This window comes from Rhodococcus sp. P3_B8, from assembly GCF_056402775.1.
Genome location: NZ_JBFUGT010000152.1, coordinates 1 through 15,235 on the forward strand (window position 1 = coordinate 1; position 15,235 = coordinate 15,235).

The window sequence follows — 15,235 nt, forward strand, 5'->3', positions numbered from 1 at the left end:
GTCGGTCGCCGAGTATGCGCAGCGCATCGCGTGAAGTGCTCGGGAGATCCCGATGCCCGCGGTTCGTAGGGCGCCGGCAACCCGGCTGACGTTGAGCCGCGCCGTCGGACCCGTTACCGACAGGGCTCCGGCGAGGGTCCGGGGTCCGCTGAACACCGGCACGGCAACACTCATGTAGCCGATGCGGGTCTCTTCGACTTCGACTGCGAGTTGCTCGTTGCGCATGCGGTGGAGTTGCTGGCGCAGGACGGCGACCGACATCGTGGTGCGGGCGGTGAGAGCGGTGAATCCTTGCTCGATCACTTCGTCGAACACCGCCTGCGGCGAGAACGCCAGGATCATCTTCCCGGTCGCGGTGCAGTACAGCGGCAACCGGCCCGCCACCCGCGACTGCTGTTGCAATCCGCGGTGACCGACGATCTTCTCGATGTAGAGCACGTCGATGCCGTCCCGAACCGCGAAGTGCACCGTCTCCTGCGTTGCAAGGAGCAGGTCTTCCATGAAGGGTAGGGCGGCGTCACGCAGGATGCGCTGCCGGGGGACGAGCTGTCCGAGTTCGAACAGCCGCAGGCCCAAGCGGTACTTCGTGCCCGCCCGCTCGAGGAGTCCCCATTCGACGAGTTCGCCGGCCAGCCGGTGCACGGACGCCTTCGCGACACCACTTCGACGTGCGAGCTCGGTGAGCGAGAGGTCGCTGTGCTCGCTCCCGAACGCGTCGAGAATGAGCCGGGCCTTGCCGAGAACGGACGACATGTCTTGTCCCGCAACGCGGTGTGCCGGGGGGATCGGTACGACCGGGCCGAGGCCGGCCGAATGCTGCGCCTCTGTAGTCACTGCTGCCTCCTGGCGGTTGGCGGGGCATTCGTCCCGATCACAGCTACGCTAGGGCTGAACAATGGCGAGACGCACGCCACAGGGTTCGGTCACCGGACCCGTCCCAAATTTTCGGACGCGACCCGCACGGCCGGTGAGTTCAGAAAGGACTGGACCACCGCGGCTACCCGCGGTGCCTCTCGCTCGATCAACGCAACGGTCCCGTCCTCGATCACCTCCTCGAGCACCACCCGCGCCCCGGTGAACTGTTTCCTCAACGTCGGTAGGTGGGGCATCGAGAACGGGTCTGCGCCGGCAGCGAGCAGCAGCACCGGCGCCGTCACCGCTTCGATGCGGTCCGCCATGTGGTAACGAGCGCAGGCACGGTGTCCCTCGGCGGGATCGACACCGTGCGCGAGGGCGTCGCGCAGGAAGCGGTCGAGCAAATCCGTTGCCGAGGAAGGGTAATACGGTCGTCTCAGGTTCCACAGGGTCTGCAGGTGGCTGCCGTCGGGTTCGCGGACGGCGCGGTCCACGACTCCCGAATCCGGTTCGCCGTTGCGGTTGTTACCCTCCGTCCACGGGCAGGAGGACAGCACCACAGCATCGACTTCACCGGGGCGGCCGGCGGCCATCTCCATCGCCACCGCGGCGCCGGTGTGATGTCCGAGGACCGCCACCGGTCCGGCGTTCACGGCGTCGAGGAACTCCCAGGCGGCGTCGGCGAACGACTCGATCGTCTGCGGCGGAGCGAGTGGCGCACTCGCTCCGAACCCCACCATGTCCAGGGCGAGAACCCGGAACTCGTCGTCCAGGAGCGGGATCAACTCGCGGAACTCGTCCCAGGACCGCGGGGTCTGATGCAGCAGGAGGAGCGGCCGGCCACTGCCCGATTCCGCATAGTGCAGTTGTCCGAACGTCGTGTCGGCGTAGCCGAACCGTATCGCCATCAGTAGGCCGTGACCATGGGGGTGTCCACGCCGATCACGTCGATCTTCGCGGCGCCGCCCGGATTGCCGACCGGCTCCGCCCGGGTCGGCAGGACGTCGAGGAAGAAACGTTTCGCGTCCTCCTTGAAATCGGGGTCTGCCTTCCGATCCACCGTGATCGCCTCGACCGGGCAGGCGAGTTCGCAGGCGCCGCAGTCGATGCACTCGTTCGGATTGATGTAGAGCTTGCGCTCACCCTCGTAGATGCAGTCGACCGGGCACTCCTCCATGCAGGAGCGGTCCATGTAGTCGATGCACGCTTCGCCTATGACGAATGCCATTGTCAGCTCTCCTTTTCGGTGGAATGGCCCGGGAAGATTTCCGCATCCGGGTCGAGGACGGCCGCGGCGTTGTTGACCGCGGTCGCGGCCTCACCGAATCCGACGGCGATGAGCCGGACCTTTCCCGGGTAGTCGGTGATGTCGCCGGCCGCATATACGCGCGGCACGGTGGTCTCCATTCGGGTATTGACGACGATGTGGCGCGAATCGATCTCGAGTCCCCACTCGGTCATCGGCCCGAGGTCGGCGGTGAATCCTAGAGCGGCGATGATGGTTTGTGCCGGCAACGTCGTGGTGGTCTCGTCGAGTTTGTGCGCGACGTCCACCTCTGCGACCCAGCCGTTGCCACGGACCTCGGCAATGTCCGCGTTGACCAGCATCCGCACAGTGCTCTCACGGACCTTCGTCACCGTCGCCGCGTGTGCACGGAACTTGTCGCGACGATGCACCAGGGTCACCGACGATGCGATCGGCTCGAGGTGGACCGCCCAGTCGAAGGCGCTGTCGCCGCCGCCCACGATTACCACGTCCTTACCGGTGTGCGCGGACAGGTCGGGCACGAAGTAGCTGAGACCGCGGTCGACGAAATCGAGCCCCTTCACCAGCGGGCGTGGCGTGAATGTCCCGATCCCACCGGTGATCACGACCGCACCGGCGGTGACGGTGCGTCCCTTGCTCGTCCCGATCATGACACGTCCGTCCTCGGCATGATCCAGCCTCCGGGCCTGCTCGCCGAGCAGATATGCCGGATCGAACGGTGCGGCTTGCGCCAGCAATCCATTCACGAGATCTCGCCCTTTCACTTCCGGAAAACCCGCGATGTCGAGGATCGCCTTCTCCGGGTACATCGCGCTTACCTGGCCACCGGGCTCGGACAGAGCGTCGAGAACGGCGACCCGGAGCCCGCGGAATCCGGCGTAGTACGCAGCGTAGAGACCGGCCGGGCCGGCACCGATAATGAGAATGTCGACGTCGAGGTCCGTGCCGGTCGACGCGTTGAGCGAAGCGTTCATGCCGGCAACGCTAATCATGTTGCCGTGCCGGATAAATGAAACCGGTCCGGTCAGCAGACTGTGTTCATTCCTGCCGCTGACAGGAACGGACACGAACACGGAAAAGGCGGGTCCGCCGGCGAAGGAGAAACGCCGGTGGACCCGCCTGTAGTTCTGTTCTATCGACGCCGGAGTCGTCCGACGACTCGTTACCCGGTGCTCTGTGCGCAGGCAGGCACGAGGACTACTACTTGACGCCGTACCGCGCCAGGTACCGGCCCGACAGCACCCTCAGGACACGGTCGAACAGAAAGCCCATGATCCCGAGCACGATGATGCCCACGAATGTCCAGTCGATGCGCCCGTAGTTCCGGGCCTGCCAGATCATCGAGCCGATGCCGTGGTCGGCCGCCACGATCTCGGCGGAGACGATGGTGAGGAAGCTGTTGCCCATCGCAAGACGGGCGCCGGTGACGATGCCCGGCACCGACGACGGCAGCACCACCGTCTTCATGATCTGCAGTTTGCCGGCTCCCAGGTTCGCGGCGGCCTGCAGCTTGTTCTCGCTGATCGCGACGGTCGCGGCGATCGTGCTCACGGTGACGATGAACACCGACGTGTAGAAGATCAGCACTATCTTGGACGTCTCACCGATGCCGAACCACACCACCGCCAATGTCACGAACGCGATCGGGGGGATGAAACGGAAGAATTCGATATACGGGTCGAGCAGTTGACGCACGAGGTTGACGCGGCCCATGAGAATGCCGACGGGGGCACCGATCACGACGCCGAGACTCCACCCGACCAGAATGCGCTGGGCCGACGCCCAGATCGATGTCCAGAGGACACCGCTTTCCGCGAGTTCCCTTGCTGCTGTGACGACTTGAGCGGGGGAGGCGATGGTCGTCGGTCCGTACCACCAGGCGAGGAATGACCACACCCCTAGGCCGATGACCGCGGAAGCGACCCACAGCGCCGCCGTGCGCAGGGCGGCCCCACCTGCGCTCGAGCGTCTTGTTCGGGCCGGTTGCGCTCGTTCGCCGCGGGTGGGGACGGTGTTCTGTACCGCTGCGGTCATAGCTGGTCCTCCTCGATGCCCTGATTGCGGAGCGAGGCCACGACCTCGGCGCGGATGTCGTCACGCAACTTCTCGTACATATCGATCACGTCGGGGTGCGCCCTGTCCCGTGGGCGCTGTGCGTGCACCTCGTAGATGCTCTTGATTCGCGCCTTGGGTCCGGCCGACATCACAACGACACGGTCGGCGAGCGTCAAGGCCTCGTCGATGTCATGTGTGACGAACACGACGGTGCACCCGGTGTGCCGCCAGATTCGGTCGAGCTCGACCTGCAGGACCTGCCGGGTCTGGGCGTCGAGTGCGCCGAAGGGTTCGTCCATCAACACCAGAGACGGTTGGTTGGCCAGGACTCTCGCGATCTGTACGCGTTGCCGCATACCGCCCGACAGCTGTGCCGGAAATTTCTTGCCGGCGTGTGGGAGACCGACCATCGCGAGGTACTCGGCGGCGATGCGCGCCTGGTCGGCCTTGCCGGCCCCGTGCATCCGGGGTCCGTAGGCGACATTCTGGGTCACGGTCATCCACTCGAACAGGGCCTCGGAACTCTGGAAGACCATGCCGGCGTGTGGGTTGCTTCCGTTCACCTCGTCGCCGTCGCACCTGATCTCGCCGGCGCGGGGCTCGATGAAGCCGGCCATCGCGGACAACAGTGTCGACTTGCCGCACCCCGACGGGCCGAGCAGGCACACGAACTCGCCCGGTCGCACCTCGAGGTCGATTCCCGACACGATCTCGGCGGCTCCGAAACTGATGCCCAGATCGCGGATCTGGATAGGGACGCCGGTGACGGTTCTGGCCGGACTGGGCGCGGCGGCTGGGCCGCCCGATGCAACGGCGGTCGTGCCGCCGCTGGGGACGGCGGTTGTGCCGCGTGTGGGGACGGTCATTTATTTTCCTCCTGGTACCAATCGAGCAGCATGGCCGAGGCCAGATCCGGCTGCTCGGAGAGAACGCCGATCTTCTTGTAGAAGTCGACGATCGACTGTGCGGTCTCGATGCTCTTGTCGGTCAGGTTCTCGATGCTGAAGTTGATCTCGTCGACCGCGGTGACGGTCTGGTCGTCGGCTACGTTGACGGCAGTCCTGGTCGCGGCGGCTGCGGTTCGAGGATCGGACTCCACCCGCGCGGTGGCGTCGACGAGCACTCGGGCAACCGCACGGGCGGTGCCCTCGTTCTGGTCGAGCCAGGGTTCGGTCGTGATCGCCCAGTGGTGGTAGAACCAGTCGAAGTCACCGGTGACTGCTGTGATGTGCCCGCTGCCCTGCGCGAGCGCGGTGGCCGGCCACGGTTCCCACAGGACGTATCCGTCGATGTCACCCCGGTCGAGGAGCGCCGGCATGTCCGTGGGGGTGGCGGAGACCGTCTCGACCGACCCGGCAGGAACTCCGTTGGCCTGGAGGTATCTGTCGGTCGAGATCTGGCTCAGCCCCGGGACGATGCCCATCTTGCGGATGTCAGCGGCCGAGTCGACCCCGTTACGCAACACCACCTTGAGGTAGTCGCCGGACACCTCGTACGAGTACATCGCCCGCAGGGACGGATTCTGGCGTAGCTGCGCGATCGTCGTGGTGTCCGAACTGCCGGCCAGCTGGACCTGGCCGGTCGCGAGCGCGTCGACGGCTTCGCCACCCCGGCCGAACTGGACCAGCTCGACGTCGAGGCCGGCATCGGCGAACATGCCCTCCTGGTCAGCGACGAAGAAGGGCGCGTACGACGCGTCGATGCCAACGGCGATCCGGAGCGGACCGCCGRCGGAATCGGCGGTGGTCTGCGTGGCGGGGCGGCTGCACGCCCCGGTCGAAATCGTGAGAACCACCGCCGCTGAGGCAAGTGTCACCTTGCCGAGTATCGATCGCCAGGCCATGTTTGTACACCTCCTATTGTGATCTGGACCTCATTTGTGGGGTTGTGGTGAAAACTTAACGGCACCTCGGTGGGGCGTGAATCAACCGGGTCCACCGTGCGGACCAGGCCGCAGAACTTACCCGCGCGGGAACATCGTGGCTGGTAGGTGCGGCTTGTTCGAAACGCAAAGGAAACACATCGGCGTTTCCGGCGAGTGCGGTCGCCGGGCGGGGACTGAACTACATGGCACAGTCGGTCAGGCCGCCGAAGGCGCTGACCGACTTTCGATGCACGAAGCCGGCCGCGCTCGAGGACGCGGCCGGCTTCACGGTTTCGTGCTGTCGGCTCCGGTCAGACGACGCTCTTCACGCGCTCGGACGCCTTCGCCAGGAACTCCAGACTCAGCGGGTTGTACAGCGCCGCCTGCTCGTGCTGGGGCCAGTGGCCGCATTCCGGATACAGCTGCAGCTGCGCACCTGCGATGTCCGCGGCCATCTGCTCGGCCTCCGGCACGTCCCCGAAGGGGTTCTCGTGGCCCCATACGACCAATGTCGGTGCCTGGATGCGTGCGAGCCGATCGGGCCGTAGCAGGTTTCGCTGACGTGTGTCCATGTCCTGCAGCGACAGCAGGTTGTGAATGTTGGCGACGAACTTGGGCTGGTGGTAGATCCGGTGCCGGGCCTCCACCAGTTCCTCGGTGGCGTTGACCGGATCGTGCATCAGCAGGTGCAGCCGGGCACGGGTGAGTTCGATGTCGTTGCTCTGGACGGCCTTGGTGGTCGAAGTGCGAATGCGCTGCATCACGTCGGGGTTTGCGACGGTGCCTCCGGCGGCGAGCAGTTGCAGCGACAGCACTCGCTCGGGCTGCTCACTTGCGAGGTACGCGGCAACCCAGCCGCCCAGCGATTCTCCGACGAGGTGGACCTTGTCCAGCCCGACCGCGTCGAGGTAATTCACGAGATGGTCTACATAGCGCGGAATTTCGTACGGGTAATCCGGTTTGCCCGTGTAGCCGTGGCCCAGCATGTCGATCGCGTGGCACACGTAGTGCGGAGCATGTGCGGCGATGTTACGCGCGAAGGCTTCCAGGTGACCGCTGGTGCCGTGGAGGAAGATCACTGCCTCCTCGCCCGCGCCGGCCTGTAGCGACCGGGTGGGAACTCCGGCTGCGTCCACCGTCTTGACCGCGAAGTCGAGTCCGGCGAGTTCGTTCCAGATTGTCATGTGTGTGTCCTTTGTCGGGTGTGAAGGGTTGACGAGTCACGGCGCGAGCGGCCGAGTGGTGGGATCGAGGACGACGACGCCCATCCCCGTGAGCCATTCCGGCATGGGTTCGTAGGCAAGGCGTTCCGCGGGAACGTAGTCCACCATCGCGGCCATCATCAGCCAGGTGCGGAGTTCCTGCGCACCGTTACCTGCCTCGGTGTCGACCTCGTCGGTCGAGAACTCCGCGAGTTCGGCCGCCTTGCCGGTCTCGAAAAGATCGAGGATCCGGTCGTCGAACTCCGGTGAGATGGCCGCCTCGGCTGCGCGGATGATCTCCCGCCGGCGCACGTCGTAGTCCGACCAGTTCTCGCGACCGTCGAGCCAGGCCTGCACCATGAAGTCGTCGTCCTCACCGTGCGGATCACGCCAGTCCGGCCATGGCAGCCGGTGCGACAGACCACCGGACGCGATCACGACCACCCGCTTGTTCTCCGGATACGAGTCGAGCGCCGCGCGGAGCGCGTGTGCGAGCGCCTGACAGCGCCCGAAGGTCGGCAGCGGTGGTGCGAAGACATTGACGACCAGAGGCACGATGGGCACGTCGAGGTCCGCCAGCAGGTACTGGATGGCATGCGACTGCCCGTGGTCGATCTGCAGGCGGGCGGAGAATGCGAGATCGAACCGTCCGCTCTCCACCACCTGCGCGGCGAGGTGGCCGGCCAGGTGCGCGTCGACACGCTGCGGGCCCTTCGGGGTACCCGACTCGCCGCTCGCGATGCACTCGCCCACGCCGAGCGTGAAGGGCGGAACGAGATCGAGCCAGAACCCTCTGAAGTGATTCGACCCCAGCAGGATCACCACGTCGGGCCGCGCCGCGGCGATCCGCTCCCGCGCAGTGACCAGCGCCTCCCGGAAGCGTTCCGCCTCGGCTTTGTGTGTCGTTTCCTCCCAATGGGTGTTCATGAGGGTGCTGTGCGACGCACCCACCCCCAAGACGATCTCGGCCATCAGCCTGCTCCTACTTCCTCGATTGTGCGGGTCGCCGTGTCGACGGCAACACGGATCAGGTATCGGGTCAGCTTCTCGGCCTCGGCCAGGTCGACGGTGTTCATGCCCATGGCGAAGTCCACCTCGAACGGTGCGTCCACGACCTTGGGCATGCCGACCCGTATGGTCGGGATGCCCCGGTTGCGCAGGATGTTCGCGTCCGTGGCGCCGCTGCCGTCGTGCACCGGGCGGTGCGGTTGACCCTCGACCGCCTCCCAGGCCGCTACGGCGCTGCGGCAGAGCCACATCCGCTCGTCGGACGACTCGCCCGGGATCGATAGGATCTGCTCCACGTCGATGCGGGCGTCCAGTTCGGTGGCTATCCGCCGCACAGCGTCGACCAGTTCGCGTTTGGCGGCGGTCGGTGTGGTCCGTGGGCTCAGGCGCAGATCCACCATCATCCGCACCTGAGCCGGGGTGAACGAGGCGGTCCGCTCGCACCCACCCCGGATGTTCGCGACCATGCCCTGGGGAAGCACCAGCCCGCTCCGGTGCGCCTGCGAGTACTGCGGGAACCATTGCTCCAGGCGTACTGCCACCTCGCCCGCCAGTGCGACGGGGTTGCGGTACGGCAGCCGGTGCCGGGATCCGACGTAAGTGTGGGTGCCGTGCACGGTGACCTCGAACCAGGCCAGGCCCACCTCCTCCCATGAGACCGTCCACCCGGGCTTGGCGATGAGCGCGAAATCTGCCCAGACTCCCTGTTCGAGCAGGAACGAACAGCCCACGCCCTGGCCGGTGTTCCGGCGCGGATTTCCCACGCCCGGACGAGGGTTCGTCGGCATTCCGCCGGCACCGAAACCCGCGACAAGGTCGCCGGTGAGTGGTATGCCCGCTGCGTGCACTGCTTCGATCGCCGCCATGACGCAGGCGGCATGCCCCTTCGGATTCGAAGCGCCGAGGCCGATGACGTGGTCGCCCTCGCTGTCGGCTCGCGCCGTCATGTCGGGACGGAGAGTCTCCGCCGCCCAGGGCACGTCTTCCTCGCTGTTGCCACTGGTGACGGTGTCGATCGGGGCATACAGCATGAGGTCCGGCCCCGACCCGTCACCGCGCAACCGTGCCCACGAGTTGGCTTGGCGGTCGTCGAGATCCATCGTGTGCGCTTCGATGCCGCTGGCCGTCAACGTCTCTGTGATGTGTTGTGCGAGTGGCGCTTCGTCGCCGGTCGGGCTGGCGATGTCCACCAGGCCGATGATCAGCTCCCGTAATCGCTCCCGATCGACCGTCGCCCACGCCTGTTCGGTCCAGGTGCGGCGCTGCTCGTCGAGGCCCGCGAGCGGGGTTGCAGTTGCGGCCGTCACGAGTTGATCCGGTGAACCTGGGTGTTGCTGCGTGCGGCGACGAAACGCCATGCCCTCGGCACGCCGGTGGCGAGCACGACGCCGAACGTCACGCCGGTCAGAGTCTTGAACATCGAAATTCTCCTCTAGTCGGCGTCGACCGCAGTGGGAGCGCTCGCCCCATTGGCCGACTCGGTGGATGTCGCCGGCTGCGCAGTCTTCCGCGCCGCGGAGGCACGGCGCTCACGAACCGGTCGATCGGATGTTGCCGGCGCGAAAGCGACTGCAGCCGCGATCTTCTCCCCATATTCCTCTTCGGCGAGATTGCGCCACGTGGTGAGCGAGACGTCGGGTCGGTACAGCTTCTCCGGCGGAGCGTCGGTGACGCGGACCATCCACTCGTCCTGGCCCGAGAACTGGCCGTGGAACAGCCACCGCACGGCACCGAGGTATTTGGCGTAGAAGCCGAGCCTCTTCATCCCGGTCTCGAAGTTGACCATGAGTCCCACGTACTGGTGGTGATCCTCGTCGACCGGAACATAGAACTCGTAGTGAATGAAGTTGGGATAGGCGATCCTCAGCACACCCGGCATCGACAACGAGGCGAAGCCCGGGAAGTTCTGGGCTGCGATCACCGGATTCACCTTCACGCCGGCGCCGACGTTGCCGATCTGCGAGATCTGGCTCTCGTCGGGCTTCTTCTTCCACCAGCGCTTGTTCGTCCACTTCCCGACGCCAGGAAATTCGGCCTCCCAGTAGACCTCCTCTTGGACCCGGTAGATCCACCGGCCTTCGGGGACGATGCTGGTGATGTTCCACGTCGGCATCGGCTTGAACAACCGCCACAACGCGGTGCGGTGCAGGTACTTCGCATGTCCTTCGTCGAATCCGTTCTCGCAGGCGAAGCGCCAATTGCCGCCCCGCGGTTGGATCCGGCCCCCGACGACGCCTTCGTTCTCGACGAGCTCACGGGGCAACTGCTCGTCGATCGACGGCACGGGCTCGTTGCCGATCGGGATGTACACCCAGACCAGGCCCAGGCGTTCTTCCACCGAGTAGGTCTGCACGGACAGTTTGCCGCAGATCTTCGAATCCGGCCCGTCGGTGATGACGGCGGCCAGTTTGCCGTCGGTGAGCCGGAACGTCCACCCGTGATAGGGACAGCTGACGGTCCCCGGGAACTGTTGATCGCCCTCCGACAGCGGGACGCCACGATGGGGGCAGCGGTCATGCAGTGCGTAGACCTTGCCCGCGTCGCGAATGAGCGCGAGCTTCTCGCCGCAGATGGTGTAGCTCGTCGGCTCACCTGTTACATGGTTCGCCCACGTCACCGGGTACCAGTATCCGCGGTAACCACTGCCTGCCTCGTTGTATCGAGGCCAGGCGGTCCAGTCCTGCCGACCGGCCGCGCGCGKCCTCTCCGGGAGAACCTGCGAGTTCTCCGGCGCCTCGACACCAGTCATGTGAAGTCCTCTCGAGATGAGATCAAGTGATGCAGGAGATCTTCCGATCGATCGTCCCGCACCTCAACAAATCCGGTTCGCTCAGCAGACCGGGTTCACCGTCGTGACGATCGAGGTGTCGTGGTGATCACCGCGCTGCCCTCAGCGCACAATGCCCCGTCGTCGGCGTGTTCGACGAGGGTGACCTCGATCCGGTCACCCTCGATCCGGGTGACGGTTCCGCTGACCGTCAGGACACACCCCACGGGGGCGGGTGCTCGGTTGCGCCACGTCACGGACGTCACCGCACCGACCTCGCCGGCCAGGCGGGCGGCGGCCCGGAAGAACAGCGTCCCCTGCAGCTGAGCCATCACCACCGGGTCGGGAAGGCCCTCGGCACGGGCGTAGTCGGTGTCGTAGTGAATGCGGTGTGCATTGTGGGTGGTTGCACCGAAACGTAGAATCCGGACCAGATCGCACTGCAGCGCAACCTGTTCGAGAGCATCGCCGACCATCCATCCGCCACTGGGCGTCATCGGACGATGAACCGTTCCGTGACAATTGCCAGCGTGACCGATCCCGTGACGCGGTAGGTCTTGGACACGGTGATCAGAAGGAACTCACCGCCATCACTGTCCTTCCAGTCGACACCGTTCACGGTGCGTGTGACCTCGAGGGGCACGCCGAGCGGGGGAGTCGAACAAAACTCTATGGTCTGCCCTCCCGCCAACAGGCGCACGTCCAGCCCGGCCGTGCCGGGCACTTCATCGGCGAACATGCCGTCGGGGCGATACTCAGCGGTGTCGGCGCCGTCAGGTCCTCGCAGCAGGCTGGGCAGGTACATCGGGTGGACCCGGAAGTCTTCCCGGCCGGGGTCGAGGAATCGACGATCGTGCTCCGCCGACGCCCGCGCGAACGCCACGGACTCTGCTGCACGCACTTCCCCGAGGCGGCGGTGTGTGGTGGTGCCGATCATCCGGCACGCGCGTTCGAAGGCTGAATCTAGACCAGTTCGCATGGGCGAACGCTAGATCCGGTGTGGCGGCATCACCACGGTCCCGGACCGTCCAGCGGACCGAGATGCTTCCGCCACCGCCGCCGATCGGGTCAGGTGTGGTCATGGCACATCCACCGAACAGTCTGTACGTCACCGCCGCAGGTGTGAAATTCCACTACCACGACATGGGCGAGGGGTCTCCAACGATCTTCCTGCACGGCGGCGGCCCCGGCTGCACGGCGTGGTCCGATTTCGGACCCGTCGCACCACTCTTCGCCGACGATCGTCGAGCCGTGCTCGTCGACATCCTCCAGTACGGCAAGTCCGACAAATGCACCATCAGCGGACCGATGTGGGACTTCCACGCAGCCAAGATGGTCGCCCTCCTCGACGAACTCGGCATCGCCCGAGCTGATTTCGTCTGCAATTCCTGGGGCGGGACGATCGCACTGAATCTCGCGGCGAAATACCCCGACCGGGTGCGTGCTCTGGTGATCACCGGAAGTATGCCGGTCTTCTACGGACCGCTCGCCCCATTGCCGGAGGACGGCCGACGCGGCCGCAACGCCCGGGACGTGTACTACGGCGGCGACGGTCCCACCCGCGAGAAGATGCGGCAACTGATCACTCGCCTCGAATGGTTCGACGGAGACCATCTGCCGGACGACACGCTCGAGATGCGGTACCGGCAAAGTCTCGATCCCGACGAGATGGCGCTGGCCGCGGCATCGGACAATCCGCGGGGGGACTGGCAGGATCTGACGACCGAACTCGGGATGATCGAGGCACCGGTTCTGTTCGCGTGGGGAATGCACGACGCCTTCCTCACGCCGGACTATCCGCTGATGCTGGCCCGAATGATCAAGCACGGCCACCTCTACATAATGGACCGCGCGTCCCACCACCTGCAGGAGGAACGTCCGCACGACTACTACTCGCTCGTTACGGGATTCCTCGAACAGCGACACCCGTGACCACGAGCAGCACTTGCTCGGAGCTGATCCCCGCACCACCCGTCGGGACGAAACGCATCCAGCTCGTCCTCGTCCTCGGTGTGCTCACCGCACTGGGCCCGTTCACCGTGGACATGTATCTACCGGCACTACCAGCCATCGCCGTCGACTTCGAGACCTCGGAGTCGACGGTGCAACTGACACTGACCGGGACGCTGATCGGTCTCGCTCTCGGACAACTGGTGATCGGCCCGGTCTCCGACCGCTACGGTCGGCGTCGCCCACTCCTGCTGGGCACGGCAGTCCATGTCGTCGCGTCCGTGGCGTGCTATTTCGCGCCGACCATCACGGTGCTCGGTGCGTTCCGGACTGTCCAGGGGGTGGGCGCCGCGGCGACTGCGGTCATCGCGACAGCCGTTGTCCGGGACCTCTTCTCGGGCCGCGCCGCTGCTGTCATGTTCTCCCATCTGATGCTGGTCATGGGTGTGGCCCCGATCCTGGCGCCGAGCATCGGCGGAATCCTCATGACCACCATGTCGTGGCACGGTGTGTTCCTCGTGCTGGCGGTGCTCGCGGCTCTGTTGATGCTGATCGGTGCCGTTGCACTGCCCGAAACGCTTCCGCCCTCGCGCCGGAGCCGACGCGGACTTGCCCCTGCACTCCGGACCTACACCCGGCTCGTCCGCGACGGCCGCTTCATGACGCTCGTCCTCGTGTGTGGACTGGGCCGTGCGGTCCTGTGGGCGTATATCGCCGGATCCTCGTTCGTCATGCAGAGGGAGTTCGAACTGGATCCGACCGTGTACGGAGTGGCGTTCGCGGTCGGCGGCGTGGTCCTGATCGGGGCGGCCCAGGTCAACGTGCGGCTGCTGGACCGCTGGTCTCCCGTGCGGATCTGTATCGTCGCGCTCGCCGTCAGCGTCGTCGTTGGAGTCATGTTCGTCGCCGTGGCTCTTCATGGCACTGTGGGATTCGCCGGATTCGCGGTGCCGGTGCTGGCCTTACTGTGTGCCACCGGATTCGTCATGCCGAATGCGCCGGCTCTGGCATTGACCCGGCACGGTGACGCGGCCGGGACCGCGGCGGCAATCGTCGGGTTCGCGCAGTTCGGTACGGCCGCCGTGGTGGCCCCGGTCGTCGGCGTCCTGGGGAACACCGCGCTCGCCGTGGCCGTCACGATGACCGGGTGCGCTGTCCTTGCCGTTCTCTCGCTCGGGTTCGGTGTCAGGCCGAAMGCGCCACGCCATGGAGGGCACGACTGATGTTCGATCCCGCAGCCGTCAACGGCTTCGCCACCCGTCCGACATTCATCCGCGACGTCGTGGTGGTCACGCTTACCGCACCGACCACCATCGAACCGGTGAAGACGGGTACCGCGATACTGGTCATACCGATTCCGACCTCCTCGACCTCCAACGCGAAACCCTCTGTACGGACCCGATCGAGTTGCCGGCGAAGGCGGAGAGCCGAGGCAACGGTCCGAGTCGTCAGGGGGGCGAACCCACGAGCGACCACCTCGTCGAACACCCTCGATGGCGAGTACGCGAGAATTGCTTTACCGGTCGCCGTGGCCTCGATCGGCAATCGGCCGGCGATCCGAGATGGGAGCCGGGCGCTGCGGTGACCGGAGATCTTTTCCACGAACATGACGTCGAGGCCGTCCCGAATCGCCAGGTGCACCGTCTCGAGGGTGAGAGTATGCAGGTCCTGCATGAACGGAACCGCGGCATCCCGGATGATGCGTTGCGTCGGGACCAGCTGGCCGAGTTCGAAGAGGCGCAGTCCCAGCCGGTAGTCGGTTCCGACCCGCTCCAGGAGCCCGATCTGGACCATCTCCCCGGCAAGTCGGTACACGGTCGCCTTCGCCACCCCGCTCCGACGTGAGAGCTCGGTCAACGACAGCGCTCCCGACTCCGCATCGAAGCTGTCGAGTAGCAGTCGCACTTTTCCCAGCAACGACGCGTTCATGTACATCCTCCGACAGGCGGGTCCACTCAGCGGACCAGCCAGTCGAGCATACCCCCGGCCTTCATTTCCGAAGCAGGCTTGATCGCCGCGCTAAGGTGGCTCCGATTTCTTCTGCGGCTGCGCGGACCGAGCTGGTGTGGTTGTCCGGCCGGAAGCGGTGGGACGGGCCTGTCACGCTGATCGCGGCGACGACGTCCTCGCTCTCGCGGACAGGGGCGGCTACGCACACGATTCCGGTTGCGGATTCCTCGTATTCGTAGGCCATGCCCTCGGCGGCGATGCGGTCGAGCTGGGTGCGCAGCGGTCCGGGCAGGATGATGGTGCGCGGGGTGTAGCGG

Annotated in this window: 18 protein-coding genes; 3 read left to right on the forward strand and 15 right to left on the reverse strand. The window is 65.8% G+C overall.

Going from position 1 to position 15,235, the window contains the following annotated elements:
- From AC1D1G_RS29700 to AC1D1G_RS29760, 13 genes are all read right to left on the reverse strand, one after another.
- Positions 1–834, reverse strand: an 834-nt coding sequence (locus AC1D1G_RS29700) for an IclR family transcriptional regulator (RefSeq protein ID WP_477954858.1), incomplete at its 3' end; no start/stop codon positions are given.
- Between the two features lie 89 nt (positions 835–923).
- Positions 924–1,763, reverse strand: coding sequence for an alpha/beta fold hydrolase (locus AC1D1G_RS29705; RefSeq protein ID WP_283335010.1), 840 nt, complete (start codon positions 1,761–1,763; stop codon positions 924–926).
- A complete protein-coding gene (locus AC1D1G_RS29710) occupies positions 1,763–2,083 on the reverse strand; it encodes a DUF362 domain-containing protein (protein ID WP_283335009.1) in 321 nt (106 codons plus the stop codon). The genes AC1D1G_RS29705 and AC1D1G_RS29710 overlap by 1 nt, the downstream gene beginning before the upstream one ends.
- Positions 2,084–2,085: 2 nt before the next feature.
- Complete coding sequence (locus tag AC1D1G_RS29715) at positions 2,086–3,096, reverse strand: NAD(P)/FAD-dependent oxidoreductase (protein WP_283335008.1); 1,011 nt, start codon at positions 3,094–3,096, stop codon at positions 2,086–2,088.
- Positions 3,097–3,322: 226 nt separating this feature from the next.
- Positions 3,323–4,156, reverse strand: coding sequence for an ABC transporter permease (locus AC1D1G_RS29720; RefSeq protein ID WP_477954860.1), 834 nt, complete (start codon positions 4,154–4,156; stop codon positions 3,323–3,325).
- Entirely contained in the window at positions 4,153–5,043 is an 891-nt protein-coding gene (locus AC1D1G_RS29725; RefSeq protein ID WP_280780161.1) for an ABC transporter ATP-binding protein, read from the reverse strand. The genes AC1D1G_RS29720 and AC1D1G_RS29725 overlap by 4 nt, the downstream gene beginning before the upstream one ends.
- Positions 5,040–6,020, reverse strand: a complete 981-nt coding sequence (locus tag AC1D1G_RS29730) for an ABC transporter substrate-binding protein (RefSeq protein ID WP_477954862.1) — start codon at positions 6,018–6,020, stop codon at positions 5,040–5,042. The genes AC1D1G_RS29725 and AC1D1G_RS29730 overlap by 4 nt, the downstream gene beginning before the upstream one ends.
- Positions 6,021–6,352: 332 nt before the next feature.
- Positions 6,353–7,225, reverse strand: coding sequence for an alpha/beta fold hydrolase (locus tag AC1D1G_RS29735; protein ID WP_477954863.1), 873 nt, complete (start codon positions 7,223–7,225; stop codon positions 6,353–6,355).
- Positions 7,226–7,261: 36 nt separating this feature from the next.
- Complete coding sequence (locus AC1D1G_RS29740) at positions 7,262–8,215, reverse strand: DODA-type extradiol aromatic ring-opening family dioxygenase (protein ID WP_283351899.1); 954 nt, start codon at positions 8,213–8,215, stop codon at positions 7,262–7,264.
- Positions 8,215–9,558, reverse strand: a complete 1,344-nt coding sequence (locus AC1D1G_RS29745; RefSeq protein ID WP_477954864.1) for a M20 family metallopeptidase — start codon at positions 9,556–9,558, stop codon at positions 8,215–8,217. The genes AC1D1G_RS29740 and AC1D1G_RS29745 overlap by 1 nt, the downstream gene beginning before the upstream one ends.
- Before the next feature lie 125 nt (positions 9,559–9,683).
- Positions 9,684–11,000 (reverse strand): Rieske 2Fe-2S domain-containing protein, encoded by a 1,317-nt coding sequence (locus tag AC1D1G_RS29750; RefSeq protein WP_477954865.1) that lies wholly within the window; start codon positions 10,998–11,000, stop codon positions 9,684–9,686.
- A 95-nt stretch (positions 11,001–11,095) separates the two neighbouring features.
- Positions 11,096–11,515, reverse strand: coding sequence for a hotdog family protein (locus AC1D1G_RS29755; RefSeq protein ID WP_477954866.1), 420 nt, complete (start codon positions 11,513–11,515; stop codon positions 11,096–11,098).
- Positions 11,512–11,823 (reverse strand): hypothetical protein, encoded by a 312-nt coding sequence (locus AC1D1G_RS29760; RefSeq protein WP_283351903.1) that lies wholly within the window; start codon positions 11,821–11,823, stop codon positions 11,512–11,514. The genes AC1D1G_RS29755 and AC1D1G_RS29760 overlap by 4 nt, the downstream gene beginning before the upstream one ends.
- 3 nt (positions 11,824–11,826) lie before the next feature.
- Here AC1D1G_RS29760 and AC1D1G_RS29765 point away from each other — a divergent pair, with 3 nt between their 5' ends.
- The 3 genes from AC1D1G_RS29765 to AC1D1G_RS29775 all read left to right on the forward strand — a co-directional run bounded on the left by AC1D1G_RS29765 (position 11,827) and on the right by AC1D1G_RS29775 (position 14,191).
- A complete protein-coding gene (locus tag AC1D1G_RS29765) occupies positions 11,827–11,979 on the forward strand; it encodes a hypothetical protein (RefSeq protein WP_477954869.1) in 153 nt (50 codons plus the stop codon).
- 119 nt (positions 11,980–12,098) lie between these two features.
- Positions 12,099–12,950 (forward strand): alpha/beta fold hydrolase, encoded by an 852-nt coding sequence (locus tag AC1D1G_RS29770; RefSeq protein ID WP_477954870.1) that lies wholly within the window; start codon positions 12,099–12,101, stop codon positions 12,948–12,950.
- Positions 12,947–14,191 (forward strand): multidrug effflux MFS transporter, encoded by a 1,245-nt coding sequence (locus AC1D1G_RS29775; RefSeq protein ID WP_477954871.1) that lies wholly within the window; start codon positions 12,947–12,949, stop codon positions 14,189–14,191. The genes AC1D1G_RS29770 and AC1D1G_RS29775 overlap by 4 nt, the downstream gene beginning before the upstream one ends.
- On the opposite strand, the gene AC1D1G_RS29780 is transcribed toward AC1D1G_RS29775, so the two are convergent.
- On the reverse strand, positions 14,154–14,897 hold the full coding sequence (locus AC1D1G_RS29780; protein ID WP_477954872.1) for an IclR family transcriptional regulator: 744 nt from the start codon (positions 14,895–14,897) through the stop codon (positions 14,154–14,156). The genes AC1D1G_RS29775 and AC1D1G_RS29780 overlap by 38 nt on opposite strands.
- A gap of 61 nt (positions 14,898–14,958) precedes the next feature.
- Positions 14,959–15,235, reverse strand: a 277-nt coding sequence (locus AC1D1G_RS29785) for an IclR family transcriptional regulator domain-containing protein (protein WP_477954874.1), incomplete at its 5' end; no start/stop codon positions are given.

Excerpts from the sequence above, each read along its gene's own strand:
- AC1D1G_RS29760 (WP_283351903.1), bottom strand. The coding sequence starts at position 11,823 with ATGTACCTGCCCAGCCTGCTGCGAGGACCTGACGGCGCCGACACCGCT.
- AC1D1G_RS29705 (WP_283335010.1), bottom strand. The coding sequence starts at position 1,763 with ATGGCGATACGGTTCGGCTACGCCGACACGACGTTCGGACAACTGCAC.
- AC1D1G_RS29720 (WP_477954860.1), bottom strand. The coding sequence starts at position 4,156 with ATGACCGCAGCGGTACAGAACACCGTCCCCACCCGCGGCGAACGAGCG.
- AC1D1G_RS29755 (WP_477954866.1), bottom strand. The coding sequence starts at position 11,515 with ATGACGCCCAGTGGCGGATGGATGGTCGGCGATGCTCTCGAACAGGTT.
- AC1D1G_RS29735 (WP_477954863.1), bottom strand. The coding sequence starts at position 7,225 with ATGACAATCTGGAACGAACTCGCCGGACTCGACTTCGCGGTCAAGACG.
- AC1D1G_RS29770 (WP_477954870.1), top strand. The coding sequence starts at position 12,099 with ATGGCACATCCACCGAACAGTCTGTACGTCACCGCCGCAGGTGTGAAA.
- AC1D1G_RS29725 (WP_280780161.1), bottom strand. The coding sequence starts at position 5,043 with ATGACCGTCCCCACACGCGGCACAACCGCCGTCCCCAGCGGCGGCACG.
- AC1D1G_RS29740 (WP_283351899.1), bottom strand. The coding sequence starts at position 8,215 with ATGGCCGAGATCGTCTTGGGGGTGGGTGCGTCGCACAGCACCCTCATG.
- AC1D1G_RS29715 (WP_283335008.1), bottom strand. The coding sequence starts at position 3,096 with ATGAACGCTTCGCTCAACGCGTCGACCGGCACGGACCTCGACGTCGAC.
- AC1D1G_RS29710 (WP_283335009.1), bottom strand. The coding sequence starts at position 2,083 with ATGGCATTCGTCATAGGCGAAGCGTGCATCGACTACATGGACCGCTCC.